This is a genomic window from Klebsiella sp. YJ (assembly GCF_002108615.1).
Classification (GTDB): Bacteria; Pseudomonadota; Gammaproteobacteria; order Enterobacterales; family Enterobacteriaceae; genus Klebsiella; species Klebsiella planticola.
The window spans coordinates 82,828-107,716 of sequence record NZ_MTEG01000012.1; the positions used below are offsets into that span (position 1 = coordinate 82,828).

The 24,889-nt window shown below is 61.2% G+C and carries 22 protein-coding genes and 1 pseudogene; 7 read left to right on the top strand and 16 right to left on the bottom strand.

Annotated elements, in window-relative coordinates:
• The first annotated feature begins 364 nt into the window (after positions 1-364).
• A complete protein-coding gene (locus BV390_RS13890) occupies positions 365-2,434 on the top strand; it encodes a TonB-dependent siderophore receptor (RefSeq protein WP_094898152.1) in 2,070 nt (689 codons plus the stop codon).
• 67 nt (positions 2,435-2,501) lie between these two features.
• Here the strand turns inward: BV390_RS13890 and BV390_RS13895 are convergent, their stop codons facing one another.
• From BV390_RS13895 to BV390_RS13925, 7 genes and pseudogenes are all read right to left on the bottom strand, one after another.
• Complete coding sequence (locus BV390_RS13895) at positions 2,502-3,290, bottom strand: ABC transporter ATP-binding protein (protein ID WP_032697354.1); 789 nt, start codon at positions 3,288-3,290, stop codon at positions 2,502-2,504.
• Positions 3,284-4,279, bottom strand: a complete 996-nt coding sequence (locus BV390_RS13900; protein ID WP_085397037.1) for an ABC transporter permease — start codon at positions 4,277-4,279, stop codon at positions 3,284-3,286. The genes BV390_RS13895 and BV390_RS13900 overlap by 7 nt, the downstream gene beginning before the upstream one ends.
• Positions 4,260-5,306, bottom strand: a complete 1,047-nt coding sequence (locus tag BV390_RS13905; protein ID WP_085397038.1) for an ABC transporter substrate-binding protein — start codon at positions 5,304-5,306, stop codon at positions 4,260-4,262. The genes BV390_RS13900 and BV390_RS13905 overlap by 20 nt, the downstream gene beginning before the upstream one ends.
• Positions 5,303-6,277: an ABC transporter substrate-binding protein gene (locus BV390_RS13910; RefSeq protein ID WP_085397039.1), complete on the bottom strand. Its 975-nt coding sequence runs from the start codon at positions 6,275-6,277 to the stop codon at positions 5,303-5,305. The genes BV390_RS13905 and BV390_RS13910 overlap by 4 nt, the downstream gene beginning before the upstream one ends.
• 11 nt (positions 6,278-6,288) lie before the next feature.
• Positions 6,289-7,377: an acyl-CoA dehydrogenase family protein gene (locus BV390_RS13915; RefSeq protein ID WP_085397060.1), complete on the bottom strand. Its 1,089-nt coding sequence runs from the start codon at positions 7,375-7,377 to the stop codon at positions 6,289-6,291.
• 70 nt (positions 7,378-7,447) lie between these two features.
• Positions 7,448-8,534, bottom strand: a pseudogene (locus BV390_RS13920) (LLM class flavin-dependent oxidoreductase); the annotation flags it as partial.
• 141 nt (positions 8,535-8,675) lie between these two features.
• A complete protein-coding gene (locus tag BV390_RS13925; RefSeq protein WP_085397040.1) occupies positions 8,676-9,569 on the bottom strand; it encodes a LysR family transcriptional regulator in 894 nt (297 codons plus the stop codon).
• A 107-nt stretch (positions 9,570-9,676) separates the two neighbouring features.
• Here BV390_RS13925 and BV390_RS13930 point away from each other — a divergent pair, with 107 nt between their 5' ends.
• Both BV390_RS13930 and BV390_RS13935 read left to right on the top strand, forming a co-directional pair.
• The gene (locus BV390_RS13930; protein WP_032687172.1) at positions 9,677-10,273 is read left to right on the top strand and encodes a cysteine dioxygenase family protein; all 597 of its coding nucleotides are present in this window, start codon (positions 9,677-9,679) and stop codon (positions 10,271-10,273) included.
• Position 10,274: 1 nt separating this feature from the next.
• Positions 10,275-11,855 (top strand): rhodanese homology domain-containing protein, encoded by a 1,581-nt coding sequence (locus BV390_RS13935; protein ID WP_032699560.1) that lies wholly within the window; start codon positions 10,275-10,277, stop codon positions 11,853-11,855.
• Between the two features lie 25 nt (positions 11,856-11,880).
• Here BV390_RS13935 and BV390_RS13940 read toward each other — a convergent pair whose 3' ends face one another.
• The 8 genes from BV390_RS13940 to BV390_RS13975 form a co-directional block, all read right to left on the bottom strand.
• Complete coding sequence (locus tag BV390_RS13940; RefSeq protein WP_032697358.1) at positions 11,881-12,606, bottom strand: purine nucleoside phosphorylase YfiH/LACC1 family protein; 726 nt, start codon at positions 12,604-12,606, stop codon at positions 11,881-11,883.
• A gap of 103 nt (positions 12,607-12,709) precedes the next feature.
• Positions 12,710-13,906 carry a 3-(3-hydroxy-phenyl)propionate transporter MhpT gene (gene mhpT, locus BV390_RS13945; protein WP_032699555.1) on the bottom strand — a complete coding sequence of 399 codons (1,197 nt, stop codon included), beginning with the start codon at positions 13,904-13,906 and terminating at the stop codon, positions 12,710-12,712.
• Between the two features lie 68 nt (positions 13,907-13,974).
• Complete coding sequence (gene mhpE, locus BV390_RS13950; protein ID WP_032687168.1) at positions 13,975-14,991, bottom strand: 4-hydroxy-2-oxovalerate aldolase; 1,017 nt, start codon at positions 14,989-14,991, stop codon at positions 13,975-13,977.
• Positions 14,988-15,938, bottom strand: coding sequence for an acetaldehyde dehydrogenase (mhpF, locus tag BV390_RS13955; protein ID WP_046852302.1), 951 nt, complete (start codon positions 15,936-15,938; stop codon positions 14,988-14,990). The genes mhpE and mhpF overlap by 4 nt, the downstream gene beginning before the upstream one ends.
• A complete protein-coding gene (mhpD, locus tag BV390_RS13960) occupies positions 15,931-16,737 on the bottom strand; it encodes a 2-keto-4-pentenoate hydratase (protein WP_085397041.1) in 807 nt (268 codons plus the stop codon). Before mhpD ends, mhpF begins: the two co-directional genes overlap by 8 nt.
• Before the next feature lie 9 nt (positions 16,738-16,746).
• Entirely contained in the window at positions 16,747-17,613 is an 867-nt protein-coding gene (mhpC, locus tag BV390_RS13965; RefSeq protein ID WP_032699549.1) for a 2-hydroxy-6-oxonona-2,4-dienedioate hydrolase, read from the bottom strand.
• A 17-nt stretch (positions 17,614-17,630) separates the two neighbouring features.
• Positions 17,631-18,575, bottom strand: a complete 945-nt coding sequence (gene mhpB / locus BV390_RS13970; RefSeq protein WP_032699546.1) for a 2,3-dihydroxyphenylpropionate/2,3-dihydroxicinnamic acid 1,2-dioxygenase — start codon at positions 18,573-18,575, stop codon at positions 17,631-17,633.
• A 1-nt stretch (position 18,576) separates the two neighbouring features.
• On the bottom strand, positions 18,577-20,241 hold the full coding sequence (locus tag BV390_RS13975; protein ID WP_085397042.1) for a bifunctional 3-(3-hydroxy-phenyl)propionate/3-hydroxycinnamic acid hydroxylase: 1,665 nt from the start codon (positions 20,239-20,241) through the stop codon (positions 18,577-18,579).
• Positions 20,242-20,429: 188 nt separating this feature from the next.
• Between BV390_RS13975 and BV390_RS13980 the strand changes: the two genes are divergently transcribed.
• The 4 genes from BV390_RS13980 to BV390_RS13995 all read left to right on the top strand — a co-directional run bounded on the left by BV390_RS13980 (position 20,430) and on the right by BV390_RS13995 (position 24,139).
• A complete protein-coding gene (locus tag BV390_RS13980) occupies positions 20,430-21,236 on the top strand; it encodes a DNA-binding transcriptional regulator (RefSeq protein WP_085397061.1) in 807 nt (268 codons plus the stop codon).
• A gap of 98 nt (positions 21,237-21,334) precedes the next feature.
• Entirely contained in the window at positions 21,335-22,396 is a 1,062-nt protein-coding gene (locus BV390_RS13985; protein ID WP_032687162.1) for an ABC transporter substrate-binding protein, read from the top strand.
• Positions 22,386-23,390 (top strand): FecCD family ABC transporter permease, encoded by a 1,005-nt coding sequence (locus BV390_RS13990; RefSeq protein WP_032687161.1) that lies wholly within the window; start codon positions 22,386-22,388, stop codon positions 23,388-23,390. Before BV390_RS13985 ends, BV390_RS13990 begins: the two co-directional genes overlap by 11 nt.
• Entirely contained in the window at positions 23,390-24,139 is a 750-nt protein-coding gene (locus tag BV390_RS13995; protein ID WP_046852299.1) for an ABC transporter ATP-binding protein, read from the top strand. Before BV390_RS13990 ends, BV390_RS13995 begins: the two co-directional genes overlap by 1 nt.
• Here BV390_RS13995 and BV390_RS14000 read toward each other — a convergent pair.
• Positions 24,126-24,863 carry a substrate-binding domain-containing protein gene (locus BV390_RS14000; protein WP_047665086.1) on the bottom strand — a complete coding sequence of 246 codons (738 nt, stop codon included), beginning with the start codon at positions 24,861-24,863 and terminating at the stop codon, positions 24,126-24,128. The genes BV390_RS13995 and BV390_RS14000 overlap by 14 nt on opposite strands.
• Between the last annotated feature and the right edge of the window lie 26 nt (positions 24,864-24,889).

The window sequence follows — 24,889 nt, forward strand, 5'->3', positions numbered from 1 at the left end:
ATCCCGGGAAGAGGATTATATTTTATATATACAAAACAGATAATTAACTCAAAAATACGGGTGAGAAATAGCGCCAGAAACGCCGATCCGGCAACTGCTGATTTTTTATCTTACATAACATTTACTACTACATCCCCTCGTGATTGAATGATTCTCAATTACATGCCTGAACGCAAATCATCACAGTTAACAGGCAGATAATATTTTTAAGGGCAATGATTTAATTGGCTTTTTCTGTCTGCAAAGGACAGATTCGTTCACGAGAAACAGACAAATGACGCGATCAACGATCCCTTTCACGACGCTGAAAGGGCGAGCTCTTTTTTCACTGATATTTTTGGGTTCTTTTACCTCACCGGGATTAATTGCAGCAGAAAACAGCGCCAGCAAAGAGAAAACGGCTGGCGACGAAACCATGACGGTGGTCGCCGAGGGTGCGCAGAATGACACCAACGGCTATCAGCCGGTTGCCAGCTCAACGGCAACCCTCACGTCGATGCCGCTGCTGGATATCCCGCAGGTGGTGAATACCGTCAGCGACAAGGTGCTGGAAGATCAGCACGCCACCACTCTTGACGAGGCGCTGTATAACGTCGCCAACGTCGTCCAGACCAACACCCTCGGCGGGACCCAGGATGCCTTTACCCGCCGCGGTTTTGGCGCCAACCGCGACGGTTCCATCATGACCAACGGTCTGCGTACCGTTTTGCCGCGCAGCTTTAATGCCGCCACCGAACGCGTAGAGGTGTTGAAAGGCCCGGCCTCCACGCTGTACGGCATTCTCGACCCCGGCGGATTGATTAACGTCGTCACGAAGCGCCCGGAGAGAACCTTTGGCGGCTCGATTTCCGCCACCTCCAGCAGCTTTGGCGGCGGCACCGGCCAGTTTGACGTCACCGGCCCCATCGAAGGTACGCGGCTGGCCTACCGGATCATCGGCGAGTACCAACACGAAGATTACTGGCGCAACTTTGGTAAAGAGAAAAGCAGCTTTATCGCCCCTTCCCTGACCTGGTTTGGCGACCGGGCGACGGTGAACGTGTCGTACTCCCATCGCGACTACAATACGCCGTTCGATCGCGGGACGATCTTCGATCTCAATACCGGCCACGCGGTCAACGTCGATCGGAAAACGCGCTTTGACGAGCCGTTTAACGTTACCGATGGTTATTCCGATCTGGCGCAGCTGAACGCCGAATATCGCCTGAACGATGCCTGGACCGCCCGCTTTGACTACAGCTACAGCCAGGATCACTACAACGATAACCAGGCCCGCGTAACCGCCTACGATTCGGCCACTGGCGATCTGACCCGCCGCGTTGACGCCACCCACGGCTCAACGCAGAAGATGCACACAACCCGCGCCGATTTACAGGGCAACGTGGTCGTCGGCGGGTTTTATAACGAAGTCCTCACCGGCATCGCCTATGAGAATTACGATCTGCTGCGCACCGACATGATCCGCTGTAAGAATGTGAAAGGGTTCAATATTTACAATCCGGTCTACGGCACTGTCGGCACATGCAGCACCGTTTCGGACTCCGATAGCGATCAGCGTATTCAGCAGGAGAGCTACGCCGCCTACGTTCAGGACGCGCTCTATCTGACCGACAAGTGGATTGCCGTTGCCGGGATGCGTTATCAGTACTATACCCAGTACGCCGGCAAAGGACGTCCGTTCAATGTCAACACCGACAGCAGCGACCAGAAATGGACGCCGAAATTGGGTCTGGTGTATAAGCTGACGCCAACCGTGTCGCTGTTCGGTAACGTGGCGCAGTCGTTTATGCCGCAGTCATCGATCGCCAGCTACATCGGCAATCTGCCGCCCGAAGAGTCCACATCCTACGAAGTGGGGGCGAAGTTTGATCTGTTAAGCGGTATCACCGCCAACATCGCGCTGTTTGATATTCATAAACGCAACGTGCTGTACACCGAAGCCGTCGGCGATGAGACCGTCGCCAAGACCGCCGGGAAAGTACGTTCACGCGGCGTCGAGGTGGATCTGGCCGGTTCGATTACCGATAACCTGAGCGTGATCGCCAGCTACGGCTATACCGACGCGAAAGTGCTCGACGATCCTGACTATGCCGGCAAGCCGCTGCCCAACGTACCGAAACACACCGGATCGTTGTTCCTCAGCTACGACATCCATAACGTCTACGACAGCAATACGCTGACCGTCGGCGGCGGCGGTCGCGCGGTGAGCAAACGCTCCGGCACCAACGGCGCGGACTATTATCTGCAGGGCTACGCGGTCGCCGATGTCTTCGCCGCCTATAAGATGAAGCTGCAATATCCGGTGACGCTGCAGGTTAACGTGAAGAACCTGTTTGATAAGACCTACTACACCTCATCCATCGCCACAAACAACCTGGGCAACCAGATTGGCGATCCGCGAGAAGTGCAGTTTACGGTGAAAATGGACTTCTGATTGCATCACCGTGCCCGGACAGCGCCGTCGCGGCCTGTCCGGGCACCTCCGTTGCGCCCTCGCCAGACTACCAGTCCTCGGCCTGCCCCAACATGCGTAAAATATCCTGTCGGTGCTGCAACAGCTGCGGGTTATCCCGATGCCGGGGAAAGGCCAGCGGTAGCGTAAATTCGCCGATGATCCGCCCCGGTCGCGGCGACATCACCAGCACGCGTTCGCACAGCAGCAGCGCTTCTTCAATATCATGGGTCACCAGCAGGCTGGTGTAGCCCTGCTGCTGCCAGAGCGTAATCAGCTCGCGCTGCATGCCGATACGGGTCAGAGAGTCCAGTTTGCCGAGGGGCTCATCGAGCAGCAGTAAACGCGGCTCGTTGAGCAGCGCGCGCGCCAGCGCGGCCCGCTGGGCCATCCCGCCCGAAAGCTGCCGGGGCCACGCCTGGCTGAATCCCTGCAGACCGATACGCGTTATCAGCGCATCGGCCTGCGCTTCACGCCCTTTTTTGCCCTGCGCCTGCGGCCCCAACAGCACATTTTGCCGCACCGTCAGCCACGGATAGAGCGTCGGATCCTGAAACACCAGAATGCGGTCGGGCCCCGGACCGCCCATCGCCGCGTTATCTATCCGGATCTGCCCGCTCTGCATTGGCTCCAGTCCCGCCAGCAGCCGCAGCAGCGTCGACTTGCCGCAGCCCGAAGGCCCCAGTAGCGCCACGCTCTCGCCCGGACGCAGCTGCAGACTGATATTCTCCAGCACCGGCACCGTTTCCCTGCCGAGGGAAAAAGCATGGTGCAAATGGTGAATCTCGATGCCCGCGCCGACCCGGGCGGTGTTTTGGGGTGTCGCTGTTGCTACCATGTCATCCCTCCTCGCTGCCACTTCAGCAGCCGATCGCGCACCATAAACAGCCCGCTTATCAGGCCGGAACAGAGAAAGGCCATTACCAGCAGCGCGGCATACATATTGGGGTAAGCCGCCCAGCCCTGCGCCCACTGCAGATAAAAACCGATGCCCGATTTCACGCCAACCATCTCAGCGACGATCAGCACTGAGAACGACGCGCCCAGCCCCATAAACAAGCCGACAAACACATTCGGCAGCGAGGCGGGAATCGCCACCCGTAAAATCAGAAAGCGCTGGCTGGCCCCCAGCGTGCGGGCAACGTCATACCAGGCTTTATCGATACTCATGACCCCGGACCAGGTCAGCACGGTGACCGGAAACCAGGTGCTCAGCGCAATCAGAAACACGCTTGCCCCAAAGCTGGAGGGAAAAATAAACAGGCATAGCGGCAAGAGCGCCGTTGAGGGCACCGGGCCAAGCAGGCGCAGGACCGGATGCAGCCAGTAGCCGATACGCTGCGACCAGCCAATCGCCAGCCCGCTGATAAAACCGCAGGAGGTCCCGAGCAGCACCCCGAGCCCGAGCAGTCCCAGAGAGTGCAGCAGACTATCCAGCAGACGCGGCCAGTCATCGACCAGCACTTCGATCAGCGCCTGCGGCGGGGCAAAAAACGGCACCGGCAGGATCGCCGTTTTTGCCGTCAGCCACTCCCATAACGCAAACAGCAACGGCAGCAGCGCCAGCCACTTGCCAGCCGCGAGCAAACGACCGCCCCGCGGATACCAGTAGCGGCCACTCAGCGCCAGCGCCAGCAGTCCACCGGCGATGACAAACTGGCTCATCGCCCACCCCGCGCTATAGGGCCAGCGTCGTCCGACATCCGGCCACGCTAGCGTAAACATCCCGCCCGCCAGCCACAGCGCGGCGGCCAGCAGCCCTTCAGACCACAACGGATAGCGCCCCCCGGCGCGTGACAGCGCACGTTCAGGCGAATACGTTGGCATAAATACTCTCCGCAAACTGGTGGGGGTTGGTCCCCGGTTTGATCACCTGCACCCGCTGCAGATCGCTCACGTACTGGGTCAGTTCATTCACAAAGGCCTCTCCCACGGCGTGGTGTCCATGCCCCTGGCCATGAAGGATCCCCGAGACTTCAGCCTCATCGGTGTTTAATGCATGGGCCATGAACGATTGCGCCACGCTTTCAGGGTGGGCCGATGCATAGCTGTGCGCCTCGAGAATCGCCTGGGTCAGCGCGGCGGCAACCGGTTTGTGATCCCGGGCCAGCGTCCCGCTCACGCCCAGCACGCAGCAGCTCAGGTTGGCGTAATCGCCGCTCATATTGCTGGCGATCAGTTGATATTTCCCGCTTTGCAGCAGGCGGAAGCTGAAGGGTTCGCTGCCGCTGATGGCCGCAATCTCCCGCTTATCCAGCGCGATACTGAGCAGATCCGCCGGGTAAACTTTCCACTGCACATCGCTTATCGGATCGATGCCATGTCGTTTGAGCAAAATAGCGAAGAAGTTTTTGTCCGGACCGGCCATATCGGTGACGCCAATCGTCTGCCCTTTCAGACTCTCCAGGCCGCCAAACGGCGAATTTTTCGCCGTCAGCAGATTGAGACAGCCGCCGTGCGTTCCGGCCGTCAACTTGACGTCAAAACCCTGCTCCAGCGCCTTCAGCCAGCGTAGCGCCATCCCGACGCCGGCATCGGCCTTGCCGGTCGCGATAGCCTCCAGCAGCACATCGGTCGAGTTGCCGAAGTTAACGAACTCAACCTCAAGGTTGTATTTGCTGAAAAACTTCTGCTGCTCAGCGACCGCCACCGGCGCGAGACAAACCGCGCTCTTGTTGATGGCCAGCTTCAGCTTGTAGGGTTCCGCCAGCCGCAGCGCCAGGTTTTCACCGCTTCCGCCCCCTTCCGGCATCGTGGTCATCGTGTGCGCCCACAGCGGCCAGGCGGCCGCCGCCAGCATGGTTCCACCGCTGAGCTGTAAAAAGCGGCGGCGTGAGAAAGCGGACTGATTCATGGTCTCTTCTCCTGGGCGGCCGGGACATCAGGCAGCGTAAATCGGGTATCAAAGGTCGGCGTGACGTCCAGCTTCGCGCGAATCAGACCATTGGCCTGATAGAAGTCGGCGGTGGCCTGCTGCTGTTCAATGGTGCGCGAGTCCAGACGCTGCCACTGCGACTGACGGTTAGCAAACTGCGCCCGGGCAATGTCCGGCGGGAAACGGATGATGTCGCCGAGGGTTTTGCCATAGCTCTCGAGATTGGCGTAAGCCCAGCGCTCCGCCCCTGCCAGACGGATGAGATAATCCTGTAGCGCCGCGCGCTTAGCCGGATCCTTTAAGCTTTCATCCGTTGCCGCCAGAAATGTATTCCCCGGCAGCAGCCCTTTACCGCTCACCAAAATCTGACCTTCGGCGGTTTTCACCAGCTGTGTGGTGTAGGGTTCCCAGGTCGCCCAGGCATCGACCGAGCCGTTGAGTAAAGCCACTTTGGCATCGACCGGGCCAAGAAATACCCACTGCACCTCTACGGGCGATATCCCCGCCTGCTGCAGGGCTTTCAGCGCCACGAAATGACCGATCGAACCTTTGCCGGTGGCGATCCGCTTACCTTTTAAATCCGCGGCGCTCTTGAGCGAACTTCCCGGCGGAACCAGCACGGCCGTACCCGCCGGGTTGCTTTTATCGACGGCAATAGCCTTAACCGGCGCGCCGTTGGCCAGCGCAAATAACAGCGGCGCATCGCCAATAATCCCCGCGTCTACCGCGCCGGCGTTCAGCGCTTCCGCCAGCGGTGCGGCGGCCGGAAACTCAGCCCACTTGATCTCATAACCCAGGTTTTGCAGCGCGTTGGCCGCTTCGAGCTGCGAGCGCATGCCCCCTTTCTGATCGGCAATTCGCAGGGTGATACGCTCCTGCGCCGTCGCCAAAGCACTCAGCGCCAGCAGCGAGAGTCCCGCGGCCAATCTTGTCATTTTTCGTTCGCGCATAAACATTATCCTTATGATTGAAAAGCGTGTTGACCCGCCGCCTGCCACGCGCTGTCGCTCTGCGGCGTATGCACGCGCCCGCACAGCACGTTGCGATAGTGGCGTTCCAGAGGATGTTGTCGGCTCAGGCCATGATTGCCGGTAAGTTCCAGCGCCAGAGCCACGACCTGCACCGCGTTGTCGGTAATAGTCACCTTGGCCAGATTGGCCTCGGTGGCGGTCAATTCCAGCCCGGCGGCCTGTTGCAGCAGGCAGCGGTTCGTCAGCAGCCAGCCTTCTATCTGGCCGGTTTTTTCCTGCACGCGCGGCAGACGGGAGAGCGGGTGCCCGAGGCTGGCCGGCGCCCGCGTACTGAGCCAGCCCAGTAGCCAGTCCCGCGCCGCGCGGGCCACGCCGTCATAGATCGCGGCTAACAGCGCGGTCTGTCGATTGGCGAAGAGACGGAAACGTTCGGCATCCGCGGCGGGAGGCGCAGATGCCGGCCAGATATCTACCGCATTTTGCCCGGGGATCGGCACGTTTTTCAGGATCACTTCATGGCTGCCGGTCGCGCGCATTCCGGCATGGTCCCAGCTTTTAATAATAGTGACACCGTCACTTTCCCGGGGTACCAGCCAGGTGCCGACCTGCGGGTCGAGATCGTCGCTTCGTGCCCAGATAGCCAGCCAGCTCAGCCCTTCAACTCCGGTGGTATAGAGTTTATGTCCGTTGAGACGCCAGCCGTCGGCGGTACGGGTGGCAACCGTCTGCGGCAGTCCCCCACGCGCCGGCGAGCCGAGTTCAGGTTCAACTCTCAGGCTGTTGATCAGTCCACCCCGCTCGACGGCATCACGATAGACCTGCCGACGCAGCGGTTCCGCCCAGCCGTCGCTATCCGCCAGACGCAGATGATGCAGATACTGCATACAGACGATCAGCGCCGTCGCCGGTTCTCCCCACGCAATGGCGGTAATCGCCTGCTGCAGCCGGGCCAAATCCGCCCCCGCCCCGCCATACTGCGCCGGCGTGGCGAGGCTCAGAAAACCGCGCTGATGCAGGTGCGCGAGATTGTGGTGGGGAAAGTCGCCGCTGCGATCAAGCTCTGCCGCCTGTTCGGCCATCAGTTGACGAATGTCGGTTAACTGCTGTAGCCAGTCGGCCTGCGGACGTACGGGCTGTTGACCGGAAAACGTCACGATGCGCGCTCCTGAATCGCACGCTGAGCCGCTTTTTCGCGGGCAATCGGCAGCAGAGCCTTGCCGTATTCCCGCGCATCATTTAAGGGATCGAAGCCGCGAATCAGGAAGTTGCGCACTCCGAGGTCGTAATAATCCAGCAGCGCATCGGCAACCTGTTCCGCCGTTCCGACCAGCGCGGTGGAGTTATGGCCGCCGCCGACCAGTTTCGCAATGCCGGTCCACAGACGTTTATCCACCACATTTCCCTGTTCTGCCGTGGCCCGCAGGCGCCGCGCGCCTTCGCTATCGGGCTTCGCTTTGAACCCCTGACCCGCCTGCGCCGCCCGTTCGGAAGCGACATGCAAAATATGCTCGGCCTTCTCCCAGGCCTGCGCTTCGCTGTCGGCAATAATCGGCCGGAATGAGACGCTAAAATCAATGTGGCGCTGATGCTTCGCTGCTTCGGCGCGCACCCGACGGATGGTCTCCTCCGTTTGCCCTAACGATTCGCCCCACAGGGCAAAAACGTCAGCATGTTTACCGGCCACCGCAATGGCAGCCTCGGAGGAGCCGCCGAAGTAGATCGGAATGTGCGGTTGTTGCAGCGGACGAATCGCCGACCACGCCTGTTCGGCCTGATAAAAATCATTGTCGATATCAACGGGTTGTTCCGCAGTCCAGACTTTTCGCACCGTATCAAGGAAGGCATCGGTACGCGCGTAGCGCTGGTCATGATTGAGGTAGTCACCATCCCGACGCTGTTCGGCGTCGTTGCCGCCGCTGATGATATGTACCGCCAGACGCCCGCCGAGCAGATGCTCCAGGGTGGCAAACTTACGTGCCGCCAGCGTTGGCGAGACGAATCCGGGGCGATGGGCCAGCAGGAAACTGATTTTCTCTGTCGATAATCCCGCCAGCGCGGTAACCAGAAAGCCATCCGGCTGATCGGACCAATGCCCCACCAGCAGGCGATCGAAGCCGGCCGCTTCGTGAGTTTGCGCAAAGCGCACGATATAGTCGCGGTCAAAAACCGGTCCTGCCGGGGCGATGGTTTCGGATGAGAGGCGATGGCCGATCATCCCGAGAAACTGAATGCTCATAACATAACTCCTTGCGTCGGGTAACGGTGGCCGCAGCGGCGGCGCCTGTCGTTACCCTATACATCGGCAGTTAATGAGCAAAATGCATTTTTATCATATCTTAATATGCAAAATCAGCATTTAGATAATTTAGTATATTCTTCAATCAGATAGAGTCAGCTGCTGCGCAATTTTCCCGGCAAAAAAAGTGAACGGCTGCTGCAGATTCGCCAGATTCTGTGCGCTCACCTGCCACAAGCAGACCGCCGGCTGGAAATCGGCTAACGTCAGAACAGTCACCTCATCGCGCCACGGGCTGGCGGCCAGCGCCGCACGCGGTACCAGACCCAGCCCTTGCCCCTGAGCAACCAGGCCAATTTGCAGGTGAGCCCCCGCGGTTTCGACATTCAGCTGAAGCCGCAGCCCCTGAGCCTGGAGTTCACGAATTAACCCCGCCCGCAGCCCGCAGCCGTCAGGGTTAAGCACCCAGCCCTGAGACGCACAGTCCCGCAGTTCAGCGGCCTGCAGGCGCAGGCTTTTCGCCGCAATCACCACTATATCCAGCGAACACAGCAACCGGCTGACATAGCCATCGGCAAAGACCTGCTGTGCCGGCCCCATTGCCAGCATGCCATCCAGCTCGACGCTCTCGAGTCGCTTTTGCAGCAGCCCGCTCCAGCCGCAGGTCACCTGCGGCTGGAGCTGCGGAAACTGCTGGCGTAGCGCCAGCAGCGCCGGCTGGAGCGCAATTTCCGCCACGCTCTGCGGGACGCCGAGGCGCAAAATACCGTGCGGTTCCGCCTGCGGATCCAGCAGCCCGTACAGCTTTTTCGTCTCCCGCTTGATGCTCAGGCACTGCTCATAAACCCGGTGCCCGGCGGCGGTCAGGGTCAGCGGTCGGGTCTGGCGCTCCAGCAGGGTCACGCCGAGAGTTTGCTCCAGACGCTGCAGCCGTCGGGTAATCGCCGATTGGGTAATTCCCAGATATTCCGCCGCCTGATTGAGGGAAGAAAACTGTACCGTCGCCAGCAGGGCGTCAATGTCGTCGATGCGCATAAAATCCTTAATGTGAATTTTGCATATTAATATATGCGTAAATTGCATTTAAATAATATTAACGCCTTTGTTAGCGTAATGACCAGTCCCTCTGACAGGAACCGTTCATGACCGCACCACGACTGGAAAAACTACGCCATTTTATTCAAGAGGTTGATGCCCTTCATCGGGAGTTCAGCGACGAATCGCAGCTGCTGGAGGCGGTTGCGCAGCGCCTGGCGCGGCTGGTCAGGCAGGATGACTGGCTGCCTGACGAGTACGCTTTGCCGCATCCCCACCACTACCAGCAATACCTGCTGCACGCCGACTCCGGACAACGCTTTTCGATCGTCAGCTTTGTCTGGGGCCCCGGGCAGGCCACGCCGATTCACGACCATCGCGTGTGGGGCGTCATCGGCATGCTGCGCGGCGCGGAAGAGAATCAGCGCTATCGTCTCGATGCTGCAGGTCTTCCGGTGGCCGACGGTATTGCCGGACGGCTCTCGCCGGGCGAGGTCGAAAAGGTCTCCTCCCGCGATGGCGATATTCACCGCGTCAGTAACGCGCTGGCGGAGAGCGTGTCAATCAGTATCCATGTCTACGGCGGCAATATTGGCGCCGTTAAACGTGCCGTCTATACCCCGGAAGGTCTCATCAAACCCTTTATTTCCGGCTATTCCAATCGCCACTTACCCAATATCTGGGATTTCCCGAAGGATAATTAATATGCCCATCCACACTTATCGCCAGCCAGCGCAAGTGCGCCAGGCGCTGCTCGACCACGCCGAACTGGCGCTGATTGACGTGCGTGAAGAAGCGGATTTTGCCACCGCTCACCCCCTGTTTGCAGCTAATCTTCCGCTGAGCAAGCTCGAGCTGGAAATCCACCGTCGGGTGCCGCGGCTGACGACGCCGATCACCGTTTACGATAACGGCGAGGGTCTGGCCGCCCAGGCCGTCGATCGCCTGCGCGGCTGGGGATATCAGGATGTAGCGCTGCTGGAAGGCGGCCTGAAGGGCTGGCAGCGCAGCGGCGGCGAGCTCTTCCAGGACGTTAACTCCCCCAGCAAAGCGTTCGGCGAACTGGTGGAGAGCCAACGACAGACCCCCTCTCTGAACGCGGAAGAGGTGCAGGCACTGATCGACAGCCGTCAGCCGGTGCTGATTGTCGACGCCCGGCGGTTCGATGAGTACCAGACCATGAGTATTCCAGGCGGCATCAGCGTCCCCGGCGGTGAGCTGGCGCTGCGTATTGACGGACTGGTCGACTCGCCGCAGACGCCAATCGTCGTCAACTGCGCGGGACGTACCCGCAGCATTATCGGCGCCCAGTCGTTGATCAATGCCGGCGTGAGCAACCCGGTCTACGCCTTACGTAACGGCACCATTGGCTGGACGCTGGCCGGTCTGACCCTCGATCGCGACCAGCAGCGCCGCTATGCCGATGAATCGCTGGCTTCGACGGCGCGTCTTCAGCAGGTCAGCCAGCTGGCGGCAAAAGCCGGGGTGGCGGTTATCGACCAGGCCACGCTCCGGCGCTGGCAGCAGCAGAACGACCGCACCACCTATCTTTTTGACGTCCGCAGCCCGGAGGAGTACGCCGCGGGTCACCTGCCGGGAAGCCTCAGCGCACCGGGCGGCCAGCTGGTCCAGGAGACCGATCACCACGCCAGCGTGCGCGGAGCACGTATCGTCTTAGTGGATGATGACGGTATTCGCGCGGCGATAACCGCCTCGTGGCTGGCGCAAATGGGATGGGAAACGGCCATCCTGCGCGGTCTGAGCGCAGCGAACTTTAGCGAACGCGGCGTGCCGCCCGCCCGCCTGCCCGTGGCGCCTGCGGCAGAGGAGATCGACGCATCGCAGCTGGCGGCACTGCTGCGCGAACCGGGAACGGTGGTCCTGGATTTCACCACCAGCGCCAACTATGTGGCGCGGCACATTCCCGGGGCATACTGGCTGATACGCTCGCGGCTGAAACAGGCGCTGGCGCTGATTCCCTCTGCCAGCCGCTACGTACTGACCTGCGGCAGCAGCCTGCTGGCGCGCTACGCCGTCGCCGAAGTGGCGGCGCTGACCGGCAAACCGGTGCAGGTGTTGAGCGGAGGCACCGCCGGGTGGATCGCCTCAGGTCTGCCGCTGGAGCATGGCGCAACCCATCTGACCAGCGCGCGTAGCGATCGCTATCGTCGTCCCTATGAAGGGACCGATAATTCCCGCGAAGCGATGCAGGCCTATCTGGAGTGGGAGTATGGCCTCGTAGCCCAGCTGGCAAACGACGGGACGCACGGGTTTACGGTACTGTAGCGCGGCCGCGCGATGCCGGACGATATCAGGCCTCGCGCATAATCCACGAATACTGGAACGTTTTCTCTGCCGGGAAGTGCGTGCGCCGCCGGAACGATCCCAGCGACTGCGGCGTACAGTAGGTACAGCTGCCCAGCCATTCAATATGATTTTCCGCCACCCCGGCGCGGCGTAACAGCAGCTGGCCAAAAGCCCGCAGATCGAACCACATCGTGTCGTCTCCCGTCGCCGGCGCTTTTTCCGCCTCAGGCTCAGGGCCACGACGGTGCAGAAACAGCCGATCGCGGTGCTGTTTGACCAGCCCGGCCACCGGCATCGCCAGCAGCGCCTGATAAAATGCCGCCGAGACCTCATAGCAGCAGGCCTGAATATGCGGCCCAATCGCTACCACCACCTCGTCCGGCGGTATGCCATGTCGGGCAAAGAGATCGAGACTATTAGCAATAATTCCGGTCGCCGCGCCGCGCCAGCCCGCATGCACGCTGCAGACAAAAGCGCCGTCACGGGAGGCCATCAGCATCGGCAGGCAATCGGCAGTCACCACCCCCACCTTTTGCCCGCCCAGTGCGGTAAAAACCGCGTCGGCATGCGGGCGTTCCGCCAGCGGCTGCTGAAAATGATGAACCATATTGCCGTGCACCAGCTTCACCGGAGCCAATTCAGCGTAAGGAAAGGCGGCCGTTTCGTGTACATCGAGAAAGGCATAGCGAATGCCGGGAATATCGCTCAGTAACCGGGATTGAAAAGACATGGCGGCAGAGATAAGCAATGGGTGATGATTTACCGTATGCCAAAGTCTGCCGTTGCGCAAGGTGGCGCGCTGCCGGGCCCTGAAGCATAACCCGGTGCCGACGTCAGGCTATTGATTGCCGTCTCTGGCGATTCATCAGCCAGAACACCGCCACGCCAGCCAGCAGAATCCCGGGCGCGGAGGCGGCCATCACCCCAACGGTACCGGCCCCCAGCGCCAGCATTTTTCCCGCCAGCAGCGGACCGCTCATCGCCCCCAGCCGCCCGACGGCCACCGCCGTCCCCACCCCGGTGGCGCGAATTTCCGTGCGGTAGAACAGCGGCGCCAGCGCGTACAGCACGCTTTGCCCGCCGGTGGCGAACAGCCCGGCCACAAAGCCGGAGAACAGCATCGCGGGAAAGGAGGTGGCGCAGCCCAGCGCCAGCAGCGACGCCAGCATACCGCTATAGATCAGCAGCGACATCAGCAGCGGACTTAGTTTATCCAGCAATGCCCCCAGCAGCAGCGTGCCGCAGGCGGCTCCCAGCTGCAAAACAAACATTACGCCTGCCGCCTGACCGGCGCGAAATCCCTGACCTATCAGCAGCATGGGCAGCCAGTTGATCAGCATATAGACCACCAGCAGCGTAAAGAAATAGCACAGCCACAGCAGCAGCGTGGCGGTGGCATTTTCCGGCGCCAGCAGCGTCCGCAGCGGCGCGCTCTGCGTCCCGGCGCGAAAGACGGCGGATTCAGGCAGCCAGCGCAGTAGCATCGGCACCAGCAGCAGTGGCACCACGCCGCCGACCCAGAATACCGTCTGCCAGGCAGAGGTCTCCCCCCACCATCCCAGCGCCGCGGCCAGCGCGGCGCCCACCGGCACCCCGCAGTACATCAGGCTGACGGCGGTACCGCGAAATCGCGGGCCGGCCGCTTCGGAGGTTAATGCGATCAGATTCGGCAGCGCCGCCCCCAGCCCCACTCCGGTCATCAGGCGCGCCAGCAGCAGCAGCGGAAAGCTCCCTGCCAGCGCGGTCGCGATGGAAAACAGACCGAACAGCATGACCGACGCGATCAGCACCCGCTTGCGGCCATGGCGGTCAGCAAGAATTCCCCCCACCAACGCGCCGGGAAGCAGCCCGAGGATACCGGCGCTGAAGATCCAGCCCATCTGCATATTGTCGAGCGCGAAGGCGTGAGCCATCCCGGCGGCGGCGATCCCGGCCGCCTGAAGATCCAGCCCTTCCATCAGGGCCACCATAAAACAGAGCCCGATGGTTAACATCAGGCGTGAAGCCGATCCAGAGGTTGTCGTGGTCATAGGGTACCTGTGCGATAGCGAAAACGGTGCAGGTGAAAGGCGGCTGATACGTTGCCAGCCGCCCGTTTTTATTTCGCGCGCTTGAGCAGGTCCAGCGCCACATCGACGATCATATCTTCCTGGCCGCCCACCATCCGCCGCTTGCCCAGCTCGACGAGAATATCGACCGCGCTCAGACCGTAGCGCGCGGCCGCCACTTCGCTGTGGCGCAGAAAGCTGGAGTAAACCCCGGCATAGCCCAGCGCCAGGGTTTCGCGATCGACGCGTACCGGACGATCCTGCAGCGGCCGCACCAGCTCATCAGCGGCGTTCATCAGCGCATACAGATCGGTGCCGTGGTTCCAGCCAAGCTTGTCCGCCGCCGCAATAAAGACCTCCAGCGGCGCATTCCCCGCCCCGGCGCCCATGCCGGCAAGGCTGGCATCGATGCGGTCGCAGCCCTCTTCCACCGCGGCGATAGAGTTGGCGACGCCGAGGCTCAGGTTATGGTGCGCATGCATCCCGGTGGCGGTTTCCGGCTTGAGCACCGCCCTGAGGGCGCGGAAACGATCGCGAATATCGTGCATATTCATCGCCCCGCCGGAATCGACCACGTAGATGCAGGTCGCGCCGTAGGATTCCATCTTCAGCGCCTGCTGCGCCAGCTGCTCCGGGGTAGTCATATGGCTCATCATCAGGAAGCCAACGGTATCCATCCCCAGCTCGCGGGCGAAGGCGATATGCTGGGCGGAAACATCCGCTTCCGTGCAGTGGGTTGCCACGCGCACCACCCGCGCCCCGGCCTGATACGCATTTTTCAGGTCGTGCAGGGTGCCGATGCCGGGTAGCAGTAAAGTGGCGATTTTCGCCCGGCTGACCGAAGACGCCGCCGCTTCAATCCACTGCAGGTCGCTGTGCGCGCCGAAGCCGTAGTTAAAGCTCGACCCCTGCAGGCCGTCGCCGTGGGCCACCTCTATCGAATCCACTCCCGCGCTATCCAGCGCCCGGGCAATCTGGCGCACATTGTCGAGCGAGTATTGATGGCGAATCGCGTGCATCCCGTCGCGCAGGGTCACGTCTGAGATATAGAGTTTTTTGCCGTTCATGCTGCGTCTCCCGCCGTACCGTTCATCGCCTGAGCCATTTTTTCCGCCGTCGCCAGCGCCGCTGAGGTCATAATGTCGAGGTTGCCGGCGTAGGCTGGCAGATAGTGCGCCGCCCCTTCGACCTCGAGGTAAACCGCCGTTTTCAGGCCACAGAAGCGGCCAACGCCCGGTAGGTTCACCGGCTTATCTTCCGGGATCACCTCAAACTGCACCTGCTGTTTCAGGCGGTAGCCCGGCACATAGGCCTGCACCGCAGCCGCCATCTCCGCGATCGACGCGGCAATCTCCTGCTGCGACGCCGCTTCGCTCAGGACATAAACGGTATCGCGCATCATCAGCGGCGGCTCCGCCGGGTTCAGTACGATAATCGCTTTGCCTTTTGCCGCGCCGCCGACTTTCTCTATGGCCTGCGAGGTGGTTTCGGTGAATTCGTCGATGTTAGCGCGCGTTCCCGGGCCGGCGGATTGGCTGGCAATCGAGGCGACGATTTCCGCATAGTGCACTTTTGCCACCCGCGATACCGCCGCCACCATCGGGATGGTCGCCTGACCACCGCAGGTCACCATATTGACGTTGCCCTCGGCAAGATTGGCCTCAAGATTGACCACCGGCACGCAGTACGGGCCGATCGCCGCCGGGGTCAGGTCGATCACCCGGATCCCCGGTTTGGCTTCCCGCAGCGCGGCGTCGTTTTTCACGTGCGCTCCGGCGCTGGTGGCGTCAAACACGAAATCGATATCGGCGAATTCCGCCAGCTGCATCAGGCCGCCGACGCCCTCGTGCGTGGTGGCAACGCCCATGCGCCGGGCGCGGGCCAGACCGTCGGATTCAGGGTCGATGCCGACCATCACCGCCATCTCCAGGTGCTGGCCGTGGCGCAGAATTTTAATCATTAAATCGGTGCCGATATTGCCGGAGCCGATAATGGCGACTTTGCGTTTACTCATCACTGTTTTCCTCTTGCGCGACAAACGTTGCCGCCACTGAACCTAAACCGTCAATGTCGGCGGTAAAGCGATCGCCGGCGTGAATCGCCACCATCGGACCTAACGCCCCGGTCAGCACGATGTCTCCCGCCCGCAGCGGTTCGCCGAGGCTGGCCATTTTGCGCGCCAGCCACACCGCCGCATTGAGCGGATGACCGAGACATTCGCTACCCCGCCCGGTGGACACCTCTTCCTCGTTACGCGTCATACGCATGGTGCAGTTTTTCAGATCCAGCCCGGCCGGACGCCGCGCCGGACTCCCCAGTACGTAAACGCCGCAGGAGGCGTTATCGGCGACCGTGTCGACGAAGCCAATCGACCAGTCGCGGATACGGCTACCGACCACTTCCAGCGCCGGCAGTACCCAGTCGATAGCGGCGTACAGCTCATCAAAGGTGGTATCGGCATGCGGCAGGTCGTGTTTAAGCAGCAGGGCGATTTCGGCTTCCACTTTCGGCTGCAGCACCCGGGAGAACGGCACATCGGCGTTATCGCCATAGCACATGTCGGCAAACAGGGTGCCGAAGTCCGGCTGGTCAACGCCCAGTTGCTGCTGCACTTTAGGATGGGTCAGCCCTACTTTGCGCCCCACTACCCGCCGTCCGTGCGCGACGTGGTGCTGGACGTTAATCCGCTGGATGGCATAGGCCGCCTCCGCATTATCGACGCCGAGAAGATCGCGCAGCGGTTCAATGGCCCGCCCCTGGGTTTCGGCGTCACGCAACCGTTGCGCCAGCTGTTCGAGAGATAACGTTGTCATGACGGTTCCTTATTTGCGCGCCAGAAAATCCAGCACCAGCTGGTTGAAACTGTCGGCATGTTCCCACTGCGCCCAATGGCCGCAGTCACGATAGAGATGCAGTTCAGAACCGTTAATCCCGGCCAGCAGGCGCAGGCCGGCGTCCATCGGTACAAAGCGGTCGTTGCGCCCCCAGACGATCAGGGTTTGGGCGCGGATTTCGCCGAGACGCGGGCTAAAATCCGGGAACTGTTTCGGGTTGGCTTCCAGACTTTTGACGAAATTATCCAGATGATCCCGGCGCGACAGCATATTGTTGAGGCGCGCTTCGAACAGAGCCTCGGTCAGATCGCGGGTATCGAAGACAAAGATATGCATCATCTTTTTCAGGTTTTCGATGGTCGGTTCGCGATACAGGCCGTTCAGCAGCTTGATGCCTTCCGTCGGCATCGGCGTAAACAGGCTCATGCCGCCGGTTCCGCCGCCCATCAGCACCAGCTTGCCCACCCGTTCCGGCCAGCTCAGAGTGAAGGCCACCGCGCTGTGACCGCCCATGGAGTTGCCCAGCAGATGCACTTTGTTGATATCCAGCTGATCAATAACGTTTTTCAATACCCGGGCGTTCAGGTCGGAACGGGAACCGCGATTGACGATCGAGTCGCTTTTTCCCCAGCCGGGACAGTCCAGCAGAATGACCCGGTAGCCCGCCTCGACCAGCGGATCGATATTGCGGCTGAAGTTCGCCCAGCCGGTGGCGCCGGGGCCGGAACCATGCAACAGGACCACGGTTTCATCCCCCTGGCCGCAATCATTAAAATGGATGCGTAGTGTTTCTCCGCCCTCTTCTACGTTGAGGAATCGGCTGGTGTCGGCTTCAGTTTGCGGTTGGTAGCTCATCATATTCTCCCGTTAATTCAGTTCTGCGCGGCGGCGCTCAGCGAGCCAAATCCGGCTATCCACTCGGGGATGGGTCGGTAATAGCGGCCTTCGCAGCGCCAGCGGCCAAATGCGGATAGCGCGGCAAAGGCGGCCACCCAGGTCTTAATTTCGTGCGTCGATTTGCCGGCCATGGCCGACAGCTCTTCGTTACTGACCGCATCCAGCTCCGTCAGCCGTCCCTGCTCCAGCAGGCTCATAAAGCGGTTGTCCCAGACGGGATTGAGCGGATAGAGCGAGTTCTGGTCCTCGATAAACTGTTTCGCCGCGCTAATGACCCGCTGCTGGCGCAGTTCCCGCTCGTCCGGCGGCAGCTGTTTGCCGCTGCCCAGCAGCCGGTCGCGCATATGGGCATCGGCTTTCGCCAGTTCCGGCACCGGCGGCTGATGCGACAGTCCGCCGGAGCCGAGGATTAATACCCGTTTGTTGAGGGTGGTCAGGAAGCGGCCGATGGCTTCGCCCAGCATGCGGGTGCGCTGAAATCCCGGCAGCGGCGCTGCGACGCCGTTAATAAATACCGGCAGAACCGGCAGCGTATCGAGGCCGCCAAGCAGGAACTCCAGCGGTTGCGCAAAGCCGTGATCCACCTGCATACAGTAAGAGACCGCCAGATCGATCCCGTCCTTCATCACCGCGTGGGCGCAGGCTTCCGCCAGCGCCGTCGGCACCGGCAGAACGCCGCTGGCGCTGCTGAAATCACCGATAGAGGTCGCGCCGATGCCTAAACAGAACGGCGGCATCACATCGTAGAAAAAGCCGTTGTAGTGATCGGGGGCAAACAGCACCACCAGCTCCGGGTCGAAGGCGGCAATCCGCGCCCGCGCGTCGGCAATGGCGCCGTTAACTTCGTCCAGTACCGCCTGTTCCGGGTCCACGTAGCCCACCAACGGCGTATGCGAGAGGCAATGAAGATAAGCGTTCATATCAAGCCACCTGTTCAATCGTTGTTGCCATCTGCGCGGAGGCCAGCTGCATCTTGCTGGCCAGCGCGTCGAGCTTTTTGCTCAGGGTTTGCGGGATGGCCACGGTGGCGACGAAGCGATCCGGACGCACAACGGCAATCGCGGTATCGTGCTGCGCGAACCAGCTTTTCAGACGGTTTTGCGTATCGCCGACGCGGATAACGCCGGGCACGTTGTCCTGATCGCAATGAATCTGTACCTCCGGCACCACCTGAATAAACCGCACCCCGACCGCGCGCCACTGGGCTATCTGCCCGGCATTCAGCCCCCATTGCGGGTTGCAGCCCCAGGCGATAATGGCGAATCTGGCGCCAATCACCTCATCAAGCAGCGTCACCTGCCCGTTTTCCAGCGTGACCTTCGGCTGGATAAACATTTTGCCTGCCGGGGACGTTTTGCCTTCGCCTTCCGCCAGCAGCGCGCCGTCGCGATACTGCGGCATCGGCTTGAAACGCATCTCGAGGAAGTAGCGTTTGACCGGCGGCAGATAGTTCAGCAGCCACGAAATCCCGTCGCGCACCGTGCCATGCCAGCGTTTCGCCGGCGCCAGCACGTTGCCGGCGGTGACCGAGAGATCGATCATCGCTTTGGCGTGATCGCGCCGCTCTTGTTGGTAGCTGTCCAGCAGCGCCTCTCCGGCTTTACCATTCACCACCAGCGCCAGTTTCCAGGCCAGGTTGAAGGCATCGCGCATGCCGCTGTTGTAACCCTGTCCCTGCCAGACCGGCATGATGTGGGCGGCATCGCCCGCCAGCAGCACGCGATCGACGCGAAAGCGTTCGGCGATGCGCGCGTTATGGGTGTAGACGCGCTGGCGAATCAGCTCGACGTGGTCGGGGTCCGGCAGCACCTTGCTCAATAGCTGGCGCATCTTGTGCGGCTCGCTGAGCTGGGCTTCGGTTTCGCCGGGCATCACCATAAATTCGAAACGCCTTATGCCGTGCGGCAGCGCAGCGGAGACGTACGGACGCACCGGGTCGCAGCACAGATAGACGTGCGGCGTCGCCAGCGGGTCGTTGGCGATATCGATAACAATCCATTGATTCGGCGCGGTTTGACCTTCGAAGGGAATATTCAACGTGCGGCGAATGAAGCTGGCGCCCCCGTCGCAGGCGACCAGCCAGTCGGCGCGAACGGTTTCCCGCTCGCCGTCGCTGCCTTTTACGTTCAAGGTGACACCGTCACTATCCTGAGTAAAAGCTTCAACTTCACGGGAAAACAGGCAGCGCACATGGGAAAAACGGCTGAGGCCGTCATACAGCACCGCGTCGACCTGCGGCTGAATAAACGCGTTACGTCGCGACCAGCCAAACTCGTCGGTCATCGGCTGAATATCGGCAAAGCAGCGCCCTTTCGGCGTCAGAAAACGCATCGCGTGCCACGGCGTGGTATGCGGGAGAACATTGTCCACCAGCCCGATGCCCTGCATCGCGCGCAGCGATTCATCGTCGATGCCGATAGCGCGCGGGTAATCAATCAGCGCGTCGAGCTTTTCGACAACCACTACGCTGACGCCCATCTGACCAAGGTAATTGGCCATCATCAGGCCGACCGGCCCCGCGCCGGCGATAGCGACCTGGGCGGTGTGCTGTACAGCGGGTTGAATATCCGGATTCGATGTTGTCATTTCAGAACCTCACGACTCAGACAAGGTACCTGGCGTCGCAAACTGACGCCCGGCACTTTGTTAAATAGATGTGAATATATTTTTATAGTGAGGTCAGTATAGGGTCGGCCGGATGCGCTACAATCAAAACATCACCGGATGTGCACCAGGTGCACATCGTTGTTTATCTGGATATTTATCGAGGTAACATGCGCGAAAACAGGCAGGCGGATTACAAAACGGTCCGCGGATTGAGTCGGGGATTGTTGTTACTTAATTTGTTAAATAAATTCGATGGCGGGGCCACGATCGGCACGCTGGCTGAGTTTAGCGGTCTGCATCGCACCACCGTCAGGCGGCTGCTGGAGACATTGCAGGAGGAGGGTTACGTTCGCCGCAGTCGATCCGATGACAGCTTTCGTTTAACCCTCAAAATCCGTCAGTTGAGTGAAGGATTTCGTGACGAACATTGGATTTCTGCCCTCGCCACTCCGCTGCTGGGAGAGCTGTTGCGCGAAGTGCTGTGGCCGACGGATATCTCCACGCTGGATGTTGACGCGATGGTGGTCCGTGAAACCACGCACCGCTTCAGCCGCCTGTCGTTTCATCGCGCGATGGTCGGCCGTCGGCTCCCGCTGCTGCTGACCGCCTCGGGGCTCACCTGGCTGGCCTTCGCCCCGGAACATGAGCGCCAGGCGATGATCGAGATCCTCGCGGTGCGTCCGGAAGAGGAGTATCAGCTGGCGCGGGAGCCGGAAAAGCTGGCGGCCATTCTTGAGCGCACGCGACGCCAGGGCTACGGCGAAAACTTTCGCGGCTGGCAGCAGGAGGAGAAAATCGCCTCCATCGCCGTACCGATCCGCAGCCAGCAGCGGGTTATTGGTTGTCTGAACCTGGTTTATATGGCGAAAGCGATGAGTCTTGAGCAAGCGGCGCAGAAATATCTGGCGCCGTTGCAAAAAGTGGCCGCCCAGATCGAGTCGCGAATGACCGAGGAAGAGGTTTTTTACGAGTAAACTTGTCCTGAATGGGTAGACAGGCCGGTTAGAATTGCTTCTGCCAACGCTATATATTTTAATATACGACGATTCTTCTCACCTAACCGAGTCCTCTCATGTCAAAACGACCCCGTTTCTTACCGGGGCTGACGCTGCTCAGCGCCTGCCTGTTTGCCGGTCATGCCTTTGCCGACCGTACCGTCACCGACCAGCTCGGCCGCGAAGTGACGCTTCCAGACCACATTACCCGCGCCGTCGTTCTCCAGCATCAGACCCTCAATCTGCTGGTGCAGCTTAATGCCGCCGACGAGATTGTCGGCGTGATGAGCAGCTGGAAAAAGCAGCTTGGCCCTGCTTTCGCCCGCTTTATGCCGGGGATTGAACGGCTGCCGACGCCGGGAGATTTAACCCAGGTCAATATCGAGAGCCTGCTGGCGCTGCATCCGCAGGTGGTGTTTGTCGCCAACTATGCGCCGCAGGCGATGATTCAACAGATTCAGAACGCCGGGATCCCGGTGGTGGCTATCTCGTTACGCCAGGACGCCGCGGGTGAAAAAAACAAGATGAACCCGTCGATGGCCGACGAAGAGCAGGCCTATAACGAAGGGTTAAAGCAGGGTATTCGCCTGATTGGCGCGGTGGTCGATCGTAAAGACCAGGCGGAAACGCTCATTCGCACCACCTTTGCAGCGCGTAAAGAGGCCAATGCGCCGGTCGCCGATATCCCCGACGACCAGCGGGTGCGCGTCTATATGGCCAATCCAGACCTCAATACCTACGGCTCCGGCAAATACACCGGCCTGATGATGAAACATGCCGGCGCGCTGAACGTCGCGGCGGCCACGGTCAAGGGCGCGCGTCAGGTCTCACTGGAGCAGGTTTTACAGTGGAATCCGCAGGTGATCTTTGTCCAGGACCGCTATCCGCAGGTGGTCAAACAGATCGAATCCGATCCGCAGTGGCAAGGGATTGACGCGGTAAAAAATCACCGCGTCTGGCTGATGCCAGAGTATGCCAAAGCCTGGGGTTACCCGATGCCGGAAGCGCTGGCTCTCGGCGAGCTGTGGATGGCCAAAAAGCTCTATCCTTCCCGCTATAACGGCGTGGATGTTGATGGTAAAGCGCAGGAGTACTACCAACGATTTTATCGCGTGAAGTGGACGCCGGATGCTCAGTAATCGTCACCCGGCGCTGCTGCAAGGCGGGCTGGCGCTGGCAACCTTGTTGATTGCTGTCGCCTCGCTCTGCGCCGGCCAGTATCACCTGAGCCTGAGCGAGGTGTTCAGCCAGCTGGGACATCTGTCGCCCGCTGACGGCGTGGCCGGGCAAATCGTCTGGTCGGTGCGCCTGCCGCGCGTCATCATGGCGCTGCTGGCCGGCGGCGCGCTCGGTCTGTGCGGCGCCACGCTGCAGGGCGTGTTCCAGAACCCGCTGGTGGATCCCCATATCATTGGCGTCACCTCCGGTTCCGCGTTTGGCGGCACGCTGGCCATCCTGCTGGGGCTGGACACCGTGCTGATGATGACCTCCACCTTCGGTTTCGGCCTGCTGGCCCTCATGCTGGTGTACCTGATTGCCGCGCTGCAGGGGCGGGAAAATACGCTGGTGCTGATTCTTTCCGGGATTATTCTCAGCGGTTTTTTCGCCGCGCTCGTCAGCCTGATGCAATATCTGGCCGACACCGAAGAGACGCTGCCGAATATTGTCTTCTGGCTGCTGGGCAGCTTCGCCACCGCCAGCTGGCACAAAGTGGCGCTCATGGCGCTACCGATTCTCGTCAGCGCCACGATCCTGATCGCGCTGCGCTGGCGGATCAACCTGCTGGCGTTGGAGGAGAAAGACGCGCGCGGTCTCGGCGTTTCGGTCACCGCGCTGCGCCGCGGCGTGCTGCTATGCTGCGCGGTGCTGGTGGCCGCACAGGTGGCGGTCAGCGGCAGCATCGCCTGGGTGGGGCTGGTGATCCCGCATCTGGCACGGCTGCTGGTCGGCGCCGACCATCGCCGTCTGCTGCCCACCGCCTTCTGGCTCGGCGGCGGATTCATGATCGTGGTCGACGATCTGGCCCGCTCGCTGACCCAGGCAGAGATCCCTGTCGGGATCATTACCGCGTTGCTCGGCGCCCCGCTGTTTACCTGGCTGCTGATCCACTCACGTCGTCGGGGGATGGTCTGATGAACATGTCGCTTCGCCTGGCGGAGCTGCGCTACGGCCACCGTCAGCCGCTCTTCCGGCCGCTCAACCTGCAGTGCCTGCCCGGTGAAATCTGGGCGGTGCTCGGCGCCAACGGGCGCGGGAAAAGTACCCTGCTCGACACCCTCACCGGCGTGCTGCCGCCGCTTGGCGGGAGTTTCCACAGCGAAGGTGGGATAGCGATTGTGCCGCAATCGTTCCGTCCGGCGTTCAACTGGCTGGTGCGGGAGGTGGTGTTGCTGGGCCGCGCCCGGCAAGTCAGTCTGTTTGCTCAACCGGCCGTTGAAGATGAACGCCGGGTTGAGGAGGCTTTACGCCAGCTGGGCATCCCCGACCTCGCGGACCGCGCGTTTCGCTCACTCTCCGGCGGCCAGCAGCAGCTAGTGCTGATTGCCCGCGCGCTGGTGGGTGCCAGCCAGAATATCCTTCTGGATGAGCCCTGCTCGGCGCTGGACCTGTCCAACCAGCAGGTGGTGCTGCAGCTCATCAGCGACCTGGCCCATCGCCAGTCGCGCACCGTGCTCTTCACCACCCACGACCCCACCCATGCCCTGCAGGTCGCCAGCCATACGCTGCTGCTACTGCCGGACGGCGAGTGGCTGGCGGGACGCTCCGGGGAAGTGCTTAGCGAGCCGCATCTGCAACGCGCCTACGGCCTGGCGGTACGTAAAATTGAGTACCCCGGCTCAGACTCGCCGCTGCTGGCGCCGCAGTTTACTATTCGGCGTTAGCCGGTAAAAAACCCGCGGCCTGCAGATACTGCTGCCCTTCCGCGCCGAGAATAAAGCGGCACAGACGCTGCGCCCCGGCGCTCTCGTCGAGCGTCGTCAGCTGATAATCGGCCTGGATATTCCACGGCGCCGGGATCGCGACCGTCCGCAGATCGTCAGCCATCGCCATTTGACTGGCGTAATGGGCATAGCCAATAAACAGGTCGGTTAACCCCTCGCGGATAAGCCAGGCTCCCGCCGTTTCGCCCGGCGGGACGCTGAGCGACTGCCGTCCACCGACCAGCTGCTGAGCGCGGGCCATCATCGCGCTACCGGCGCCCGGGAAGCGGGCTTCAATGCGCTCAAACAGCTGCCAGGTATAGTCGCCGGACGGGTCGCAGCCCGGCGTCGATGTAGCCAGACGCAGCTGCGGGTTAGTCAGGAGCGTCAGCCAGTCGTCTCTCTCGCCGGAGGCGGTGCGACGGGCGGTCAGCATCAGCTGGTTGCGGGCAAACGAATGACATTCCCCCGCCCTGCCGGCCTGGCGCAGCGCCTGGGGATGCTGGCGGTTGGCAGAGGCAAATACCGAACACGCCGCCCCGCCTTCAATGCGCTCGCGCAGTAAACCGGCAGGACCAAAATGGGCCTCGACCAGAATACCGCTTTGCTGATGGAAACGTGCCAGCAGCGGGATAAAAGCCCCTTTCAGGCTCCCCGCGGCCAGCAGAACGACTGCGTTGGTCATCGTGATTGCTCGCTAAACGCCCGGAA